This window comes from Kribbella catacumbae DSM 19601 (assembly GCF_000372465.1).
Taxonomy (GTDB): Bacteria; Actinomycetota; Actinomycetes; order Propionibacteriales; family Kribbellaceae; genus Kribbella; species Kribbella catacumbae.
In genome coordinates this window covers 24,325-44,274 of record NZ_AQUZ01000044.1, presented here as the reverse complement: position 1 = coordinate 44,274, position 19,950 = coordinate 24,325, and the positions used below count along the sequence as shown (strand labels likewise).

Sequence of the window (19,950 nt, the reverse complement as noted above, 5' to 3'; positions counted from 1 at the left end):
AAGTGCCTAGGTTGTAGGTTCCAGGCGTACTGTCAATCCCTTGGCTACTGGGGTGTTGCTGCCCTTGGCGACGTCGTCGGCTGACATCAGGACGTTGGTTTCGGGGTAGTACGCCGCGACGCAGCCGCGGGCGGTGGGGTAGGAGACCAGGCGGAAGCCGGCGGCCCGGCGTTCGACGCCGGCGAATTCGCTCACGATGTCGACGTGTTGCCCGTCTTCGAGGCCCAGCTCCGAAAGGTCCTCCGGGTTCACGAAGACGACCTCGCGGGTGCCGTGCACGCCGCGGTAGCGATCTTCAAGCCCGTAGATCGTCGTGTTGAACTGGTCGTGGCTGCGCATCGTCTGCAGGAGTAGCCGGCCGGGCTCGGTCGGCAGCCAGGACAGGTCGTTCGCGCTGAACTGCGCCCGCGCGTCCGACGTCTTGAACTCGCGCTTGTCCCGCGCCGCATGGGCGAGCAGGAACCCGCCCTTCACCTGCAGCCGCTGCTCGAAGTCCTCATACCCGTCGCACACCCGCCCGATCCGCTGCCGGATCAAGCTGTAGTCGTCGGCGAAGTCGACCCAGGGAATCTGCCCGACCTCCGGCACCACCAGCGCCGCGAGCCCACAGACGATGCCGACCTCCGACTTCAATTCAGGTGCCGGAGGCAACAAGTTCCCGGTCGACAGGTGCACCGCACCCTGCGAGTCCTCGACGGTGACCGACTGCGGTCCGGCAGCCGTGTGGTCATGATCGGTCCGGCCGAGCGTCGGCAGGATGAGCGCCTCCCGCCCGGCCACGGTGTGCGACCGGTTCAGCTTGGTCGACACATGCACGGTCAGGTCGCACCGCCGCAGCCCTTCATGGACGACGTCCGTGTCCGGCGTCGCCATCGCGAAGTTCCCACCCATCGCGATGAACACCCGTACTGCGCCCGCGCGCAACCGGTGCACCGTGTCGGCCGCGTCGATGCCGTGCTCGCGCGGCGACACGAACGAGAACTCCCGATCCAGCCGGTCCAGGAACGGGTCGGGCATCTTCTCCCAGATGCCCATGCTGCGATCGCCCTGCACGTTCGAGTGACCGCGGACCGGGCAGGGGCCGGCGCCCGGCTTGCCGATGTTGCCCTGCAGCAGCAGCACGTTCACGATCTCGGTGATGGTGGCAACCGCCTCGCGGTGCTGGGTGAGGCCCATCGCCCAGCAGATCACTGTCGCCTTGGACTTGATGAACCGCTGGGTGAACTCCTCGATCTCGGCCCGGGGCAGCCCGGTCGCCAGCTCGACCGCCGGCCAGTCCAGCTCGGCGTTGTGCTTGGCATAGAGCCCGTACCCACTGGTGTGCTGCTCGATGAAGGACTTGTCCAGCACGGTCCCGGGCGCAGCCGCCTCGGCCTCCAGCAACAAGTGGCCGACGGCAAGGAACAGCGCCTGGTCGCCGCCGATCCGGATCTGCAGGTGCTGGTCGGCCAGCGCGGTGCCCTTGCCGATCCAGCCGGACGGGCGCTGCGGGTTCTTGAAGTTCATCATGCCGGGCTCGGGCAACGGGTTCACCGAGACGATGTCGGCACCGTTCTTCTTGGCGATCTCCAGATGGCTGAGCATCCGCGGCGCGTTGGTTCCCGGATTCTGCCCGACGACGACGATCAACTCTGCCTCTTCGAGCATCTCCAGCGTGACCGCGCCCTTGCCGCTGCCGATCACCCGCGTCAGCGCAGTACCGGATGACTCGTGGCACATGTTGGAGCAGTCGGGCAAGTTGTTCGTGCCGTAGGCGCGGACGAAGAGCTGGTAGAGGAAGGCAGCTTCGTTGCTGGTCCGGCCGGAGGTGTAGAAGACGGCGTCGTTCGGATCGGCGAGGGCCTTCAGGTGGCGGGCCACCACGTGGAACGCCTCGTCCCAGCCGACCGGCTCGTAGTGCGAGGCGCCGGCCCGGAGCAGCATCGGCTCGGTGATCCGGCCGAGCTTGCCGAGCTCAAACTCGGAGATCCTGGCCAGGTCGTCGATCGAGTTCTCGGCGAAGAAGGCCCGCGGTACCCGCTTGCGGGTCGCCTCCCAGGCGACGGCCTTGGCCCCGTTCTCGCAGAACTCCGCGGAGTGTTTACGCTTGCTGTCGGGATCCGGCCAGGCGCAGGACGGGCAGTCGAAGCCGCGATCCTGGTTCATCTTGAGGAACACCTTGCCGGTCCGCACCGGTCCCATCTCGCGGAGACCGAACTTGAACGACGAGAGCACGGCAGGCACGCCGGCGGCCTTCTTCTTCGGCTGTTCGATGTCGACCATGGTTCAACTGTAAATCTGCCTATCACCGCAGGCAGGGTTGATAGCTGTCGCCGATGTCACGATTCGTCGCGACCGGTTACGGACAGAACCGTCGACACAGTGCGTTGGCCGCGCTAGCTTCGCGAGGAAAGCGTTTGCCACCATCCTCGCACCGAAGGATCCGCCATGACCTTCCGCCGAGCCGCAGCCCTCGTCCTCGCAGCCCTGCTGGCGACCTCAGCCACCGCCGGTACTGCGTACGCGTACCCGTCCCCAGCCGGTACTGCGTACCAGCACCCAGCCGGTCCCCAGCTCGAGAAGCTCGATCGCGGCCTGGTCGCGACCACCACCAGCGAGGGCGTCTTCCTCAGCTGGCGGCTCCTCGGCAAGGAGGCGACGAGCAGGACAGACCACGGCCTGGCCGGAACCGACTTCGCTGTCTACCGCGACGGCAAACGCCTAGCCACAGTCACCGACAGCACCAACTACCTCGACAAGACCGGTACGCCGACCGCGCGCTACCGCGTCGTCTCCCTCGTCAACGGCCGCGAGCAAGACCGCAGCGACTACGCCACCCCGTGGTCCGGCGGGTACCGCGACCTCCCACTCCGCAAGCCCGCCGACGGCGTCACTCCGGCAGGGGAGGCGTACACCTACTCCGCCAACGACATGAGCGTCGGCGATGTGGACGGCGATGGTCAGTACGAGTACGTCGTGCTCTGGAATCCGTCGAACGGCAAGGACGTCTCCCAGATCGGCTACACCGGCAACGTCTACATCGACACCTACAAGGCCGACGGCAGATTGCTGCACAGGCTGGATCTAGGCGTGAACATCCGGGCCGGAGCGCACTACACGCAGTTCCTGGTCTACGACTTCGACGGCGACGGCCGGTCCGAGCTGATGCTGAAGACCGCGCCCGGCACCAAGACGACCCGGTACGCCAAGTCAGGGCAGGTGAGGTCCGAGCGCTACATCACCATGCCGGCAGAGGATCGCCGGGCCGGCTACAGCAACCAGGACGACTATCTGGTCAGCAAGACCGGCTACTACAACCACCTGGTCACCATGTTCGAGCAGTGGCACGACCAGCCCGAGGTGAAGAGCGGACAGTGGCCTGCAACGCTCGAAGCAGCCTTCGGTATCCCCAAGCGCTACGAGTATCCGCTCAACCGCACGGACGCCGCCGCACTCGTGGACTACTTCATGGACGTGTACGCGCCCAGTCGGAGCACGCGCAACCAGCTCCGCACCTTTGAGGGCTTCATCCTCAAGGGCCCGGAGTACCTGACTGTCTTCGACGGCCTGACGGGCAAGGAACTCGAGACGACCCACTACGAGCCGGGGAGAACAGACGACGGCCTCCGCTGGGGTGACTACGCAATGGCCCGGATCGAACCCGGCAACCGCATGGACCGCTTCCTGGCCGGCGTCGCCTACCTGGACGGGTCTAGCCCGTCCGCAGTCTTCGCCCGCGGCTACTACACCCGTACGACGATTGCCACGTACGGCTGGAACGGCAGGAAGATCACCAAGCGCTGGGCGATCGACAGCGGCTGGACCCCGATGACGAACCCCTTCAACGACGGCCCGCACGGCCGGGACGGCACCGACCCGCAGTACGGATCCATTACGACGCAGGGGTTCCACTCGCTGAGTGCCGCCGACGTGGATGGCGACGGGAAGCAGGAGGTCGTCTACGGCTCCGCCACGATCGATGACGACGGCAGCGTGCTCTACAGCTCGAAGGATGTACTCCCACCGGGCAGTGCGGACCCGGGCGCGACCGCAAGGCTTGGGCACGGCGACGCCATGCACGTGACGGACATCGACCCGCAGCGGCCCGGCCAGGAGATCTTCACTGTGCACGAGGGCGGGACCTATGCGCCGTACGGCAACGCCTTGAGAGACGCTGCTACAGGCCAGGTCATCTACGGCGAGTACTCCGGGCGCGACACCGGTCGCGGCATGGTCGGCGACATCCTCCCGGAGGAGCCGGGCCTGGAGACCTGGGCCATGGGGTTGCGGGCCGCGGACGGCGACGTGCTCGGCACTGCGCAGCCGGGGACCAACATGAGCATCCGCTGGGCAGCGGACATGACTACTCAGATCGTCGACGGCGCCCTGACAGTCACCCCGACCATCAAGGACTGGCGCCGCGGCACGCTGCTGACGGCCACTGGGACACTGACCAACAACCACACCAAGGGCAACCCGTCGCTGGTGGCCGACATCCTCGGTGACTGGCGGGAGGAGTTGCTGGTCCGCACTGCCGACAGCAGCGCGATCCGCATCTACCTGAGCACCGAGGTGACCGACCGCAAGCTCTACACGCTCATGCACGACCCGCAGTACCGCGTAGAGGTGGCGCGGCAGAACACGGCGTACAACCAGCCGTCGTACACCAGCTTCTACCTGGGTTCGGACCTCGACTGGACGAAGGTTCCGCTGGTGAGGTGAGGCCACATGGCCGGCGGTGCAGGTGTGTGCCGCCAGACCATGGCTCGTGCCTGTTGAGATTTCTATGGTCTCCGCATGACCCGAGCACTAGTCACCGGAGCTGCCTCCGGCATCGGCGCGGCCTGTGTGCACCGCCTCGCCGCGGACGGCGTACAGGTTGTCGCGGTCGACTATGACGCCGAGGGGCTTCGTGAGCTCGCCGGACCGGGCATCGAGACGCTGATCGCCGACCTGGCCGATCTCGACTCGTTGTCCGAGCTGCCGACCGACATCGACATCCTGGTGAACAATGCCGGGGTGCAGCATATCGCTCCGGTCGAGCAGTTCCCGCCCGAGCGGTTCGGTTACATCCTGCGGCTCATGCTCGAGTCGCCGTTCCGGCTGATCCGGCAGACCCTGCCGCATATGTACGGCCGCGGCTGGGGCCGGGTCGTGAACATCTCGTCCGTGCACGGCCTGCGCGCCAGCCCGTTCAAGGCGGCGTACGTCGCGGCCAAGCACGGGCTCGAAGGCCTGAGTAAAGTGGTGGCGCTCGAAGGTGCCGCGCACGGCGTGACGAGCAACTGCGTCAACCCGGCATACGTCCGCACTCCGCTGGTCACTGCCCAGCTCGCGGACCAAGCCTTGAGCCACGGACTGACCGAGGCCGAGGTACTGGACAAGGTCCTGCTCGAACCGCTCGCGGTGAAGCGGCTGATCGAGCCGGCCGAGGTGGCCGAACTGGTTGCGCTGCTGTGCGGTCCGGCGTCAGCCTCACTCACGGGGAGCTCACTCGTCCTCGACGGTGGCTGGACCGCCCACTAACAAGGAGCCCGCCCATGGCAACATCAACTGAACCCAGCAGGACGAAGACCCCGATCGGCAGGGTCGTCGGCGCGAGTCTGGTCGGTACCACGGTCGAGTGGTACGACTTCTTCCTGTACGGCGTCGCCGCGTCCGTCGTCTTCGGGGATCTCTTCTTCCCCAAGGGCGAGGAGCTCACCGGCACCCTGCTCAGCTTCGCCACCTTCGCCGTCGGGTTCTTCGCCCGGCCGATCGGCGGCATCGTGTTCGGGCACTTCGGCGACCGGCTCGGCCGCAAGAACCTGCTGGTGCTGTCGCTGCTGATGATGGGGGTGGCGACGTTCGCGATCGGCCTGCTCCCGACGTACGCGCAGGTCGGTGCGCTGGCGCCGATCCTGCTGACCGTGCTGCGACTCATCCAGGGCTTCGCGCTCGGCGGCGAGTGGGGTGGCGCAGTACTGATCGTGTCGGAGCATGGTGATCCTGCACGGCGTGGGTTCTGGTCGTCCTGGCCGCAGGCGGGTGCTCCGGCCGGGCAGTTGATCGCGAACGGCGTACTGGCTGGGCTTGCGGCGTTCCAGAGCGATGCGGCGTTCGACAAGTGGGGCTGGCGGATTCCGTTCCTGCTGTCCGCGGTCCTGGTGCTGGTCGGGCTGTGGGTGCGGTTGCGGATCGAGGAGTCGCCGCTGTTCCGGGAGGCGCGGGCCAAGCAGGAGCCGACCGGCAAGCTGCCGTTCGTCGAGGTGATCACGAAGTACCCGCGGGAGGTGCTGACCGCGATGGGCGCGCGGATGGCGGAGAACGTCAGCTACTACATCTTCACCATCGTGATCGCGACGTACGCCAAGGAACACCTCAAGCTGGACAAGTCGTTCGCGCTGAACGCGGTGCTGATCGCGGCGGCGGTGCACTTCTGCGCGATCCCGTTGTGGGGTGCGTTGTCGGACCGGATCGGGCGGAAGCCGGTCTACCTGTTCGGCGCGATCGGCGTCGGCGTCTGGGGGTTCGTCTTCATCATCTTGGTGGACACGAAGAACTTCGGCCTCGCCCTGCTGGCGGTCACCGTGGGTCTGATCCTGCACGGCGCGATGTACGGGCCGCAGGCATCTTTCTTCACCGAACTGTTCGGCACCAGGGTCCGGTACTCCGGGGTCTCGGTCGGCTACCAGCTGGCCTCCATCTTCGCCGGTGGCCTGGCGCCGTTCATCGCGGTCGCGCTGCTGAAGGCGTACGACTCGGGGATCGCGATCTCGGTCTACGTCGCGGTCTGCTCGGTGATCTCGATCATCGCGGTGGTCAGCTACGGCGAGACCCGCCAGCGCAACCTGGCCGAGCTGTGATCGTGCCAGCGGTGACATGATCCGTTGATGGAGGAGTTGCTGCGACTGCTGGCGGAGGACGCGCCGGGCAGCGAGTTGGCGCGGGCGGCCGGATCGAACCAGGCCGCCCGCGAGCTCGCGCTCCGGATCCGCGCCGGGATCGACGCGAGCAAGAAGCGGGAGGCCGAGCTGTCCGCGCTGGTCGACGTCGCGCGCGAACTCGCCTCGGCGCGCGACCCCGGCAGGGTCCTCGACACCATCGTCCACCGCGCCCGCACGCTGATCGGTACCGACGTCGCCTACCTCACCCTGTACGACGCGGCGCGCGGCGACACCTTCATGCGTGCCACCGACGGCTCGGTCTCAGCCGCCTTCCAGCAACTCCGGCTACCGCTCGGCAGCGGTCTCGGCGGGCTGGTCGCCGAGACGTACAAGCCTTACTGGACAGCGGACTACCCGGGCGACCATCGCTTCAAGCACATCTCGTCGATCGATCACGCGGTCGGGGAGGAGGGCCTGGTCGCGATCTGCGGTACGCCGCTGATCGTGGACGGCGCCTTCGTCGGGGTGCTGTTCGCCTCCAACCGCACCCGCCGGCCCTTCAGCCGCGACGAGGTCTCGCTGCTCGGCTCACTCGCGACCCTGGCAGCCGTCACCCTCGTCCAGGTCCGAGCCGCCGCCGAAACCGCAGCCGCGCTGGAACAGCTCTCGGCAGCCCACGCCGGCGCCGAACACGCCGCCGCAGCCCACGACCGCTTCGCCGAGATAGTCCTCTCCGGCGGGGACGTCGAGGCAATCGCTGCCGCATTGGCCGAGCTGCTGGCCGTCTGGGTAATCCTGGTCGATGCCACCGGCAACGAGTTGGCCCGGGCCGGCGAGGTGGACCGCGATCCCCTGGCCGGTCCTGGTGGTCCGCCGTCGTCGGGTCGTCTGGTGCCTTGGGCCGCGTCGCCGGAGTCCGGACGGCTGAGGCGAGTCGGCGACTGCTGGGTAGTCGCCGCGACTGCCAAGGGGGAACGGCTGGGAGCACTGGTGATCGGAGGCGTCGGCGAACTGTCCGGCGCCGATCAGCGGATCGTTGAGCGTGCCGCAGTGGTCACGGCACTCGTACTGCTGTTCCGTCGTCAGGCGGCCGAGCAGTCCCAGCGCGCTCAGGCCGACATCCTCGCCGACGCTCTCAGTGGCACCACTGACCCGCGAGCACTTGCCGACCGCTTTCGCCTACTGGGCAAGCAGATGGAGCTCCCCAAGCAGGTAGTCGTCGCAGTCTGCAGGGGCGACCACTCCGGAGTACTGGCGCGGTTGGCGGCGCCACTGGAAGACAGGCTTGCCCTGGTAGGCCCGTACGCCGGCGACCTCGTCCTGCTGATCGCCGACTCCGACCCTGTGAGGGTTGCGGGGGAGCTGACCGACGTAGCCCGGCGTACCGGCGTCACCATCGCAGTGGCCGGCCCTGCAGCTTGGGGAAGCGAAGTCATCACCATGCACCGCGACGCCACCCGGCTCGTCGCCACGATGCTGCGCCTCGGCAGGACCCGGCAGTCGGCAACCAGGGACGACCTAGGCCTCGCTGGCCTCGTCGGCGCCGCACAGGTCGACGTCGCTGCCCATGTAACCCACGTACTGGGTGCCGTCATCCAGTACGACGTACAGCGCGGTACCGACCTCATCGGCACTCTCCGGGCGTACTTCGCGGCCGGCCAGAGTCCGACCCGCGCCGCGGAGGCTCTTCACGTCCACCCCAACACGGTCCAGCAACGCCTGGACCGGATCACCGTGCTGCTGGGGCAGGGCTGGCTGGAGCCCGACCACGCCCTGAACGTCCAGGTGGCCCTCCAGTTGCTGACGACGCTCCCCGACTCCAAGTAGCCCGCCCTGCGGTTGTCTGTAGGTCGTTCGGAGGACAAGCGTGGGCTGATCAGCCCACCCGGTCGTAGGCCCTCTGTCGCCCGTTCACCCGCTGTGACGACGAAGCCGTCGCGCCCACTCTGTAGGCGGGATCGGCGCCGAAAACGGTGACACAGAGTGCTGATCCCTTCGTCCTGACGGGGGGTGTGAGATGGCGGACTGCCGGATCGTCACGGTCTTCGCGGCCAAAGGTGGCTGTGGCAAGACGACCGTGGCGACGAATCTCGCTGCCGTCCTGCACGACCGTGGCGGGCACCGCGTCTGCCTGGTCGACCTCGATCTCGAGTACGGCGATGCCGCCAGCATGCTCGGTCTCCGCCCCGAGCGCAGCATGGTCGACGCGCTCGCGGTGGCCGATCAGCTGACGCCGGAAACGGTCGCCACGCTGATGACGAACTACCTGCCCGGCTTCGACTGCCTGCTGGCACCGACCCGGCCAGGGGAGGCCCGGCTGATCCCGGCCACGCTCGTCAGCCGGCTGCTGGCCGTCCTGCCGCTCAGCTACGACTTCGTGGTGGTCGACACCCCCAGCCACTTCACCCCGCACGTGCTCGCCGCCCTCGATGCCGCGGACCACCAGATCCTGGTCACGACGCCGGAGCGGCCCGCGCTGAAGAACCTCCGCGCGACGCTCGACATGCTCGACCTGCTGCCGTACGACCGGGCCGCGCGATCCATCGTGGTCAACCGCTCCGATGCCGGGTCGGATCTGCCTGCTGGACTCCTGGACGAGCTGATCAGGAGCCCGATCGCCGGCCGGCTGCCGGCTTGGGACGACGTCCCCGCCTCGATCAACCGCGGCGAACCACTCGCGGCGGCCCAACCAGACCACGCGGTCAGCCAGGCGATCCGGCAACTGGCCGCGGCCTTCCTGAGCGACGGGAGGTGCAGCCGCGATCCGCCGGCCGGCTAGCGCGTCTCGCAGTACCAGCCATCAAATCCTTGACAGAGAAAGAGAAACCATCATGCTTCACAATCTTCGCCAGGCTCGCCGTAACGAGTCCGGCTTCACCCTGATCGAACTGCTCATCGTCATCGTCATCCTGGGCATCTTGTCCGGCATCGTCGTCTTCGCGGTCTCGGGCATCAACGACCGTGGTGTCTCGGCAGCCTGCAAGTCCGACGTGGCCACGATCGCAACTGCCCAGGAAGCCATGTACGCCAAGAGCAACCCCGCTGCGTACGCGGCAAATGTCGCGGGGCTGAAGGCCGCCGGCCTGATCCGGGATGTGCCGGCCTCAACGCACTACACGATCGAGACCAACTCCGCGGGCCGGGTTCTCGTCAACGGCGTTGTCGACGCCCCCTGCCCGTAAGCCTGCACCCCACCGAGCGCACTGCCGGGGAGGGCTGTCCCCCAAGAGCTCTTCCCGGCAGTGTTCCAAACCATCCAGCGGAGGAACGTCATGAAAGGTCTTGCTCGCGGTAGCCGCGTCGACGTGCTGCTGGAGGAGCTTTGGACGGCCGGCGGCACCGACCTGCTGCTGACTGTGGGCATGCCACCGCAGCTCCGCGTCCACGGCGACCTTCACCCGGCCAACGGCGCCACGGCACTGACCCACGACGACACCGACCAGCTACTCACCGAGCTCCTCACACCGGTACAGGCCGAAGCCTGGTGCAACACCTTCGAACTCGACTTCTCCTTCTCCTGGCGTGACACCGCCCGGATCCGCGGCAACGCGTTCAGCCAGCGCGGCGACAGCACCGTCGCGCTCCGGATGATCCCCCGCAACATCCCGACCATGGCCGAGCTGGGCCTGCCGCCGATCCTCGGCCAGTTCGCCCGGCAACATCAGGGCCTGGTCCTCGTCACCGGCCCGACCGGTTCCGGCAAGTCGACCACGCTCGCGGCCGTGATCAACCAGATCAACACCGACCGGGCCTGCCACATCATCACCATCGAGGACCCGATCGAGTACGTGCACGACCATCGACGCTCTGCCGTGAACCAGCGCGAGGTCGGCAGCGACACCGCCTCCTTCGCCGACGCACTCCGGGCGGCCTTGCGCGAGGACCCCGATGTCCTGCTGGTTGGCGAGATGCGTGACCTGGAGTCGATCCGGTTCGCACTCACCATCGCCGAGACCGGCCACTTGGTTTTCGCCACCTTGCACACCAACGACACCGCGCAGTCGCTGGCCCGGATCATCGACGTCTTCCCGGCCGAGCAACAGTCGCAGGTCCGCGTCCAGCTGGCCGCCGCCCTGAGTGGCGTCGTCTACCAACGCCTGATCCCGCGCGTCGGGGGCGGCCTGATCGCGGCGTACGAGGTGATGGTCGCGAACTCCGCGATCCGCAACCTGATCAAGGAAGGCAAGACCCACCAGCTGCGCAACTCACTCGTCACCGGTCAGCGCGAAGGCATGCTCACCCTCGAACAGTCGCTGTCCGAGCTCGTCCAGGCCGGGACCGTCTCGTACGACGACGCGGCCGCGCGCAGCCTCTATCCCAAGGAAATCGAGACGCGGCCGAGGCTGCGGGCAGGAGCGCCGGCATGAGGCACCGCAAGCGTGATCAGGCCGCGGACACTGTCACCCTCACCGCGCGGCCCGAAGTACTGCCGGCCGCGTCCCAGGACGACCTGCAGATCGAACGCAACCGGGCGCGGCAGATCGCCGAGCAGCACGGGCTCGCCCAGGTCGATCTCCGGACGGTCAGCCCGGATCCAGCCGCCGCGGCGCTGATCGACGAACAGACCGCCCGCGCTCTCACCGCGGTCCCGCTGACCATCGACGCGGACAGCATCACCGTCGCGGTCGCCGATCCAGAGGTCGAGGCCGACCTGCGGGCCGTACTCGATCGCAGAGTCGTACTGCGGATCGCGGCGCCGACCGACATCCTCACCGCCATCGGCAACAGCTTCCGGGCGCTGACCGGGATCGACACCCGCCTGAAGATGTTCGAGGCGCGCGACGTGATCCGCAAGGACTCCAGCCGGGTCGAGGTGGCCGCCGCGAACGACGAGGCTCCGGTCGTCCAGGTCGTGCAACTCATCATCACGCAAGCCCTGCGGGATCGTGCGTCCGACGTACACATCGAACCGCACGACGACCGGGTCCGAATCCGGTTCCGCGTCGACGGCGCCCTGCACGACCAGCTGGAGCTGCCCGGCTCGATCGGCCCGGCGGTGGTCAGCCGGATCAAGATCATGGCCGACCTCAACATCGTCGAGCGGCGCCGCCCCCAGGACGGCCAGATCAGCATGGACGTCGAAGGCCGCGAGGTCGACATCCGGGTCTCCACGACGGCAGTGGTCGGTGGCGAGAAGGTCGTCCTGCGGCTCCTCGACAAGAGCCGCCCGCTGTTCAAGCTGGAGCAGCTAGGGATGCCGCCCGAGATGGCCAGGCGCTACTCCAGCCTGCTCAGGTCGCCATACGGGATGGTGATCTGCGCGGGGCCGACCGGCAGTGGCAAGACCACCACGCTCTACGGCTCGCTCGGCGAGATCAACACTCCCGAGCGCAACATCATGACGATCGAGGACCCGGTCGAGTACACGTTCTCCTCGATCAACCAGATCCAGATCAACTCCTCGGCCGGGATCACCTTCGCCGGTGGGCTTCGCTCGATCCTGCGGCAGGACCCCGACGTGATCCTGGTCGGCGAGGTCCGCGACGTGGAGACCGCGCGGATCGCGGTCCAGTCCGCGCTGACCGGTCACTTCGTGCTGTCGTCCCTGCACGCGACCGACGCGGCGACGGCGCTGCATCGCCTGCTGGACATGGGAATCGAGAACTTCCTGATCGCCTCCTCGATCAGCGCGGTCGTCTCCCAGCGGCTGGTCCGCCGGATCTGCCACAACTGCCGGGAGACCTACCAGCCGCCGGCCGAGGAGCTGGCGTTCCTGGACACCTTCGGTGGCCAGGTCCCGGTCGGCGGGCTGGTTCGGGGCGTGGGCTGCAACTTCTGCTCGCACACCGGCTTCCTGGAGCGGACCGGTGTCTACGAACTGATGCCGGTGACCGACGCCATCCGCGAGCTGATCGTCGACCGGGCGTCCCACGACGAGATCCGCAAGGTCGCGCGGTACGAGGGCATGCGCACTCTGCAGGAGGAAGCGGTCCGGCTGGTCGGAGCGGGAGTCACGACAGTCGCCGAGGTCGTGCGTTCCATCTACGTGGTCGGGAGCTGAGATGACCAGGTACGCGTACGTCGCCCTCGCGCCCGACGGTCAGCGCGCCAAGGGGATCACCAAGGCGGACACCCGCGAGGAAGCCGAGCTGGCCCTGTACGAGCGGGAGCTCCGCGACATCCGGGTGACCGAGAAGCCGGGTCTGCTCCAGCTGGAGATCACCGCCCGGCGGGTCAAGCGCGAGGAGGTCATGCACCTGTCCCGCCAGCTCGGCGCGTTCATCAAGGCTGGTCTGCCCCTGATCGACGCCGTCCACAGCCTGGGCCAGGAGGCCGACAACACCTCCGTACGCCGGATGATGGCCGAGGTCGAAGCGGGACTCCGGGGTGGGGACAAGCTGTCGGACTGTTTCGACCGGCATCCCAAGATCTTCCCCGAGTTCTATCGGGGCATCCTGCGTTCGGCGGAACTCAGCGGCCAGCTCGACACGGTGCTGTCCCAGCTGGCGAAGTACCTGGAGCGTGATCTGGAAGCGCGGCGCAAGATCAAGCAGGCGATGATCTATCCGGCCATCGTGGCGCTCATGTCGCTGGTCACCGTCGTGGTGCTGGCGGCGTTCGTGTTGCCACGGTTCAAGGAGTTCTTCGCGAGTCTGCATGCCGAGCTGCCACTGCCGACGCGGATGCTGCTCGCCGTCACCGACTTTCTCACCGCTTGGTGGTGGGCCATCGGCATCGGCGCGGCGGCGCTGGCGCTGATCGTGTTCGCGATCACCAGGACCCACGGCGGCCGTTACGCCCGGGACCGGCTGTTTCTGGCGCTCCCGGTGATCGGTGGCACCATCCGGTTCGCTTTGGTGGAACGGTTCTGCCGGATCCTCTCGTCGATGGTCGGCGCCGGTGTCCAGCTTCCCGAGGCGCTTCGGGTCGCGACCGGCTCCTTGCCGAACCTGGTTTTCCGGCATGCGCTCGGCGGAGCGGGTGAGGCGCTGCTCGAGGGCGAAGGACTGGCCCGGCCGCTGGCCGCCACCGGCCTCTTCCCGTCGACCGCCGCACAGATGATGCGCGTCGGCGAGGACACCGGAACGCTCGACACCCAGCTCGAGGTCACCGCGGAGTACTACGAGGGCGAGCTCGAGTACAAGCTGAAGAAGCTGATCGGCTTGTTCGAGCCGGCCGTCATCATCGCGATGGGGGTTGTCGTCGGCTTCGTCGCCGTGGCGCTGGTGTCCGCGATGTACGGCATCTTCCGTCAGGTCCAGGGCTGATGTCTCGCCGCCGTCAGGTCGCCGGCGAACAAGGGGAGACCCTGGTCGAGATGCTGCTGGCCGTCGCGGTCATGGGCATCGTCGCGGTGGCACTGATGGCCGGTTTGACCACGAGCGTGCTGATGTCCGACATTCACCGCAAGCAGGCCACCGCCGGTACCACGGTCCGCGACTACGCCGAGGCGCTCCAGAACTACGTTGCCGACGGCCACTATGTCGACGGCTGCGCCTCGCCGTCGCCCTACGCACTTGGCTCCTTCACAGTGCCGGCGGGCTTCCAGCACTCAGTCGTCCCAGGGTCGATCCGGTACTGGGACGGTACGGCGTGGCAGCCGGCCTGCGGTCCGGACAAGGGCTTGCAGAAGCTGACCGTCAAGGTCGCCAGCGCTGACGGGCGGGCCAGCGAGCAGCTGGTCGTAGTACTGCGGAAGCCTTGTGGACTGGGTGAGGACCTATGCGGATGAGAAACGATGGCGGCTTCACGCTGGTGGAGCTGCTGGTGGCGATCGTCATCCTCGGCATCATCACGGTCCCGCTGTCCGGCACCGTGATGAGTGCCCTGAGGAACACCGGCAGCACCCAGGAGCGGATGGACTTGTCGCACGACGCGCAGCTCAGTTCGTCGTACTTCGCCCGTGACGTGGCCGGCGTCGGTATCCGCGACTACGACAACGTGAGCGGCAACTCGTTGCCCTTCAAGCCATCGGTCCAACTGGATGCCGCCTACAACCAAGACGGCTACACGTGTGGAGGAGCCGGTACTCCGGTCGCTGTGCTGCGGCTCCTGTCCGATGCTTGGGATCCGACGGACTCGATGACGACTCCGAAGAAGGTTGTCGTCGCCTACTACCTGAAAACGGTTGCCGGCAGCACCGAGTTGCATCGGCTGAAGTGTTCGGGCAGCGATACGCCGGTCGACGTACTGGTCGCCCACAACGTGAAGCCTGGCAGCGTCACCGTGGGCTGCTCGTCGGCTTGCGAGGTGGCGGCGGTACCGAACGAGATCACCCTTCGCCTGGTGGCGACGAAGCCGCTGGCCGGCGAATACCCGATCACACTCAACGGTCAGCGGAGGCAGTCATGAAGTCGCGCGCCCACTCCGAGCAGGGTGCCGCGCTGGTCCTGGTCATGATCCTGGTCACCGTGATCGCGCTCGGCCTGGCGGCCCTGCTGACCAGATCGGACACCGGCATCCGGGCGACGGTAGGACTCCGCGACCAGGCGGCTGCGACGTACAACGCGGACGGTGCCCTGCAGGCCTCGATCAACAACCTCCGCAACAGCACCTTCAACGATGCCGCCGGCCAGAAGTGCTTCGGCGGCTCCAACACCCTGCAGCTGAACGGTTTCTACGGTGCCGACTCGGCGGCGGTCACCTGCGAGGCCGACCCGAAGAAGGTGCTGATCCAGTGCCCGTCGCTGTCACAGTGCAACCGGCCTGGCAACGCCATCCTGACCCTCGGTGAGGTCAGCGGTGAGGACGGTCTCAACATCCGCCAGAACACCGGATCGACCTTCCGGGTCCGGGGCAACGTGTTCTCCAACTCGAACATCAACGTCGTCAATGGCGCGCTGAACACCAACGCCTCGACCTGGGCCCGGACGACTTGCACAGGAACGATCCAGAGCACTCCGGCGCCGTCCTGCAACTACGGCAGTACGCCGAACGTCCTCGGCGACGACCCCAACTACCCGCCCTCGGCAACGGAACCGCCGGTGCACCGCAACCTGCCGGCCTGTACGACGCCCAACTCGGTGGTGACCTTCCTCCCCGGTACCTACGACGACGTGTACGGGCTGAACGACATGATGAAGGGCAACAGCGCCTGCAAGAACAGCACCTGGTGGTTCAAGCCGGGGGTGTACTACTTCGACTTCCGCAACAACGGGGTAAACGCCAACCCGCTGCTGACGGCTGGACCTGACGGCAACACCTGGTCGGTCAACGACGGCTACCTGGTCGCCGGTACGCCGGTCAACGCGGCGGGCGCGATCATCGCCAGCCCGCCGGTACCGGCGTTGATCCCGGGGTCCTGCGACAACCCGATCAAGAACGCGAGCGCGGTCGGCGTGCAGTTCATCTTCGGTGGGGACAGCCGCTTCGCGATCAAGGCCGGTCAGGCCGAGATCTGCGGAACCTACCGGGTGGACAGGTCCCCGGTCGCGATCTACGGCCTCAAGTCCGGAACCGATACGACGACGGCCTGGACCGGTGATGGCAACTCCTTGAAACTCACCGGCGTGACGGCTGCGGGTGAGTTCACCAATGCGACGACCGCAAGCCTCGCAACGGCCGGCGGCACCCCGATCGCGTCCTGGAACAGCACGAAGAAGAACGACTCGACCGTCCTCAGAGTGCAGGGCTTCGCGCCGACCGAGGCGATTCCTGTGGGGTCGGTGCTGACGTCCGCCGAGGTCAAGATCCTGCACCGGCATACCGACATCACGGCGGCCGACTCCTTCGACGTCTCCTTGACCACCGGAGGCGGCCCGGCCCTGACCGGGTCGACTTCAGGCCAGCTCGGCAGCACGATCCTGAAGGTCGACACGATCCCGCTCGACACAGCGCGGACCGGAGCGCTCGCCAAGGCTGTGAACGCCGGGACCTACAGCGGCTCGACCATCGAGCTCAAGACAAATCTCGTCAACAGTCCCAAGGCTGACACTGAATACATCGACTCGATCCAGCTCGACCTCACCTTCGTCCCGCCGGCGTTCCGTGCAGGCAGCGGCTGTGTCACCAGCGGCCCCTACACCGGCGGCGGCGAGGACGGCGCCAACTGCTCCCTGGTCACGGCGGTCAACAACTCCGGCAACCAGTTCTACGTCCAGGGCACGACGTACGCGCCGAAGGCCGCGCTCGACATCACGCTCAACAACGCGGCCGAGCAGGTCTTCCGGTTCGGCGTCATCGCCCGCTCCCTGTGGGTCAAGGAGACGGGCAGCTTCGCGTACACAGGTGTGGTGATCGAGGTCCCGGACGACTCGCCGGGATTCGTCTTCAGCATGTACCTGTCCGTCTATATCTGCCCCAAGGCAGCGACCTGTGCCCCGGCCGGCTCGCCCGTACTGCGGGCCAAGGTGGCACTGGTCGACAGCGACCCCACCACCCCGCAAGCAGGAGCCCGCCAAGTAACAATCCTGAGCTGGTCCCGCCCGGGCTAGGTCTGGCCACCCCTTGGGCACCGGGTCACACGATCGGCAAGACAAACGGTTGAAAGCACCCCCGCCAACACCGTAACAAGTGCTGTACGTTCAACGATCAAGGTTACAGAAGGTAGTTTTCATCGTCATTTGTCACGGAACGTAATATCAGCGGGGGGACCGCATGACAGATTCGATTGGTGTGGCCGTCATCGACGGACACACGCTAACGAGGTACGGCCTGGTGAGCCTGGTGAGCTCGGCCGCTGACATCCGGATCGTGGGGGAGTGCGGTTGCGCCGCGGAGGCCGCCGCCGTCGTGGCGGCAGCCGCACCCGACGTGGTCGTGCTCGACGTCGCGCTCCCGGACGGCGACGGGCTGCGGGTCGCCCGCGAGTTCCGGGACCGCTATCCGGACCTCGGCATCGTCCTGCTCACGTCCGCCACCGAAGACGATGTCCTCTTCCGCGCCCTGGAGACAGGCGTGTCCGCGTTCGTCTGCAAGACGGCGCCCAACGCGGAAGTACTCGCCGCGATCCGGCACGCCGCGGTAGCGGCCGCGTCCTTCACGGCCACAGGCCTTGCGCTGGCCCTGGGCCGGCGGGCAACAGTGGCGACCGGGCTCGTGCTCAGCCCGCGCGAGCGAGAGGTGCTGTCGCTGTTGGTGGACGGATTGTCGGTGCCGACCATCGCCAAGTCGATGTACGTCAGTCACTCGACAGCCAAGACCTACGTTGCGCGGCTCTACGAGAAGCTCGGCGCCTGCAACCGCGCCCAAGCCATCATGGGCGCCCTACGCCTCGGCCTGATCGAGCAGAGCCTCTCGGTGCCTGCCTAGCCGTCGCACCCTGACACCTGTCGGCCGATCGGCTGACAGGTGTCAGCTGAGTGGTCAAGAACGTCGGGCGTTCGCCCGCTGTGACGCGGGCCTTGCAGAGACGAGTGTTTGTCGCGGCAGCAACCGGCATCTGGGGGATCAGCGTCGGCTTCGTGCACTGGATCCAGGGGTCGGATCTGCAGTGCTCCGGTCGATCCGCCGCGTGCGGCCGCGCCTGGAAGACCCTGTCTCCGTCGCCTGCCGGAGCATCTGCAAAGGAAGCACCATGGAACACCGCCTTCGGGCCACCGTCCTGGCCGCCCGAACCGTCCACCGCGCCTCGAACCAGCAACCAGCCCGCCGAGTCCACGCGCACAAGAGCGAGTCCGGCTTCACCCTGATCGAACTGCTGATCGTGATCGTGATCCTCGGCGTGCTGTCCGGCATCGTCGTGTTCGCCGTCAGCGGTATTCAGGATCGTGGCAACGTTGCCGCATGTAAGACCGACAAGAAGACCGTGCAGGTCGCCGTCGAGGCGTTCTACGCCAAGAACGGCACCTACCCGCCGGCCGGAGACGCAGGCTGGCTCGCCCTCACCGTCGGCATCGACCAGCTCCTCCGCGACCGCCCCGTCGGTACCGGCTACACGATCACCCTCGGCGTCAACGGCCTGGTCACCGCGACCGGCGCCTGTACCTGATCGATTCCCGCCCCTCCCCGCGCCCCTCACGGCGCGGCAGCGGGTGGACCGGCTCGGAGGAGTGCCGGTCCACCCGTTGAGCGGGGCTCAACGGGTGGAAGGGTTTCGATGAAAGTTCCCGTGCCTGGCGGCAGGGTGGACCTGTTGCTCGAAGAACTCTGGAACGCCGGCGGCACCGACCTGCTCCTGACAGTGGGGATGGCGCCGCAGTTGCGCGTTCACGGCGTACTGCGGCCCGTCGCCGACCGTACGCCGCTGACCAGGATCGACACCGACAACCTGCTCGCCGAGATGCTCAACCCGCACCGGTCGAACGTCTGGCAGACCACCTACGAGCACGACTTCTCGTTCTCGTGGCGGCAGAACGCCCGGATCCGCGCGAACGCCTTCACCCAGCGCGGCGACACCGCCCTCGCGCTGCGGATCATCCCGCGCAGCATCCCGGCCATGTCGGAGCTCGGCCTGCCCGAGGTGATCACCAAGTTCGCGCAGCTGCACCAGGGCCTCGTCCTGGTCACCGGCCCGACCGGTTCGGGCAAGTCGACCACGCTCGCCTCGGTGATCCACCAGATCAACACCGACCGGGCCTGTCACATCATCACCATCGAGGACCCGATCGAGTACGTGCACGAGCATCGCCGCTCGGCGGTCAATCAGCGCGAAGTGGGGAGTGACACGGCATCGTTCCCAGACGCGCTCCGGGCGGCGTTGCGGGAGGACCCGGATGTCTTGCTGGTCGGCGAAATGCGCGACCTGGAGTCGATCCGGTTCGCGCTGACGATCGCCGAGACCGGCCACCTCGTTTTCGCCACCCTGCACACCAACGACACCGCACAGTCGCTGGCCCGGATCATCGACGTCTTCCCAGCCGAGCAACAGGCCCAGGTCCGGGTCCAGCTCAGCGCGGCGCTCAGCGGTGTCGTCTACCAGCGACTCGTACCGCGGACCGGCGGTGGCATGGTCGCCGCCTTCGAGGTGATGGTCGCCAACGCCGGCATCCGCAACCTGATCAAGGAAGGCAAGACGCACCAACTGCGCAACGCGCTGGTGACCGGGCGCCGCGAAGGCATGATCACGCTCGAGCAGTCGCTGTCGTCGCTGCTCCAGGCCGGCGAGATCTCGTACGCCGATGCCGTCTCGCGCTGCTCCCATCCGAAGGAACTCGAAGTCAGACCGAGGACAGGAGCGGGTAGCAGACCTTGACGTCCTCCCCGTCCTGAAGGGCGGGGATTCCAA

General features: G+C 67.2%; 16 protein-coding genes. 15 read left to right on the top strand and 1 reads right to left on the bottom strand.

Translation table 11 applies throughout. From position 1 onward, the window contains the following. Positions 1 to 6: 6 nt before the first annotated feature. Entirely contained in the window at positions 7 to 2,262 is a 2,256-nt protein-coding gene (locus A3ES_RS0133440) for an FdhF/YdeP family oxidoreductase (protein WP_020391207.1), read from the bottom strand. A gap of 165 nt (positions 2,263 to 2,427) precedes the next feature. On the opposite strand from A3ES_RS0133440, the gene A3ES_RS56835 reads away from it, so the two are divergent. The 15 genes from A3ES_RS56835 (at position 2,428) to A3ES_RS0133365 (ending at position 19,917) form a co-directional block, all read left to right on the top strand. Further along, a complete protein-coding gene (locus A3ES_RS56835; protein WP_020391206.1) occupies positions 2,428 to 4,701 on the top strand; it encodes a rhamnogalacturonan lyase in 2,274 nt (757 codons plus the stop codon). A gap of 75 nt (positions 4,702 to 4,776) precedes the next feature. After that, the gene (locus A3ES_RS0133430; RefSeq protein WP_020391205.1) at positions 4,777 to 5,505 is read left to right on the top strand and encodes an SDR family NAD(P)-dependent oxidoreductase; all 729 of its coding nucleotides are present in this window, start codon (positions 4,777 to 4,779) and stop codon (positions 5,503 to 5,505) included. 14 nt (positions 5,506 to 5,519) lie between these two features. Then, positions 5,520 to 6,824 carry an MFS transporter gene (locus A3ES_RS0133425; RefSeq protein WP_020391204.1) on the top strand — a complete coding sequence of 435 codons (1,305 nt, stop codon included), beginning with the start codon at positions 5,520 to 5,522 and terminating at the stop codon, positions 6,822 to 6,824. Between the two features lie 27 nt (positions 6,825 to 6,851). Next, a complete protein-coding gene (locus tag A3ES_RS0133420; RefSeq protein ID WP_020391203.1) occupies positions 6,852 to 8,672 on the top strand; it encodes a helix-turn-helix domain-containing protein in 1,821 nt (606 codons plus the stop codon). Between the two features lie 190 nt (positions 8,673 to 8,862). Then, entirely contained in the window at positions 8,863 to 9,624 is a 762-nt protein-coding gene (locus tag A3ES_RS49305; protein WP_020391202.1) for a CpaE/TadZ family protein, read from the top strand. 52 nt (positions 9,625 to 9,676) lie between these two features. Then, complete coding sequence (locus A3ES_RS51775; protein ID WP_020391201.1) at positions 9,677 to 10,027, top strand: type II secretion system protein; 351 nt, start codon at positions 9,677 to 9,679, stop codon at positions 10,025 to 10,027. 90 nt (positions 10,028 to 10,117) lie between these two features. Beyond that, the gene (locus tag A3ES_RS0133405; protein WP_020391200.1) at positions 10,118 to 11,212 is read left to right on the top strand and encodes a type IV pilus twitching motility protein PilT; all 1,095 of its coding nucleotides are present in this window, start codon (positions 10,118 to 10,120) and stop codon (positions 11,210 to 11,212) included. After that, complete coding sequence (locus A3ES_RS0133400) at positions 11,209 to 12,846, top strand: GspE/PulE family protein (RefSeq protein WP_020391199.1); 1,638 nt, start codon at positions 11,209 to 11,211, stop codon at positions 12,844 to 12,846. The genes A3ES_RS0133405 and A3ES_RS0133400 overlap by 4 nt, the downstream gene beginning before the upstream one ends. A 1-nt stretch (position 12,847) precedes the next feature. Next, on the top strand, positions 12,848 to 14,053 hold the full coding sequence (locus tag A3ES_RS0133395; RefSeq protein WP_020391198.1) for a type II secretion system F family protein: 1,206 nt from the start codon (positions 12,848 to 12,850) through the stop codon (positions 14,051 to 14,053). Next, positions 14,053 to 14,517: a type IV pilus modification PilV family protein gene (locus A3ES_RS0133390; RefSeq protein ID WP_020391197.1), complete on the top strand. Its 465-nt coding sequence runs from the start codon at positions 14,053 to 14,055 to the stop codon at positions 14,515 to 14,517. Before A3ES_RS0133395 ends, A3ES_RS0133390 begins: the two co-directional genes overlap by 1 nt. Beyond that, entirely contained in the window at positions 14,514 to 15,137 is a 624-nt protein-coding gene (locus A3ES_RS0133385) for a PulJ/GspJ family protein (RefSeq protein WP_020391196.1), read from the top strand. The genes A3ES_RS0133390 and A3ES_RS0133385 overlap by 4 nt, the downstream gene beginning before the upstream one ends. Then, a complete protein-coding gene (locus A3ES_RS0133380) occupies positions 15,134 to 17,218 on the top strand; it encodes a pilus assembly PilX family protein (RefSeq protein ID WP_020391195.1) in 2,085 nt (694 codons plus the stop codon). Before A3ES_RS0133385 ends, A3ES_RS0133380 begins: the two co-directional genes overlap by 4 nt. 163 nt (positions 17,219 to 17,381) lie before the next feature. After that, positions 17,382 to 18,035, top strand: a complete 654-nt coding sequence (locus A3ES_RS0133375; protein WP_020391194.1) for a response regulator transcription factor — start codon at positions 17,382 to 17,384, stop codon at positions 18,033 to 18,035. 265 nt (positions 18,036 to 18,300) lie between these two features. Beyond that, complete coding sequence (locus tag A3ES_RS49295) at positions 18,301 to 18,714, top strand: type II secretion system protein (protein ID WP_020391193.1); 414 nt, start codon at positions 18,301 to 18,303, stop codon at positions 18,712 to 18,714. A 108-nt stretch (positions 18,715 to 18,822) separates the two neighbouring features. Beyond that, positions 18,823 to 19,917: a type IV pilus twitching motility protein PilT gene (locus tag A3ES_RS0133365; RefSeq protein ID WP_040456173.1), complete on the top strand. Its 1,095-nt coding sequence runs from the start codon at positions 18,823 to 18,825 to the stop codon at positions 19,915 to 19,917. The last annotated feature ends 33 nt before the right edge of the window (positions 19,918 to 19,950 follow it).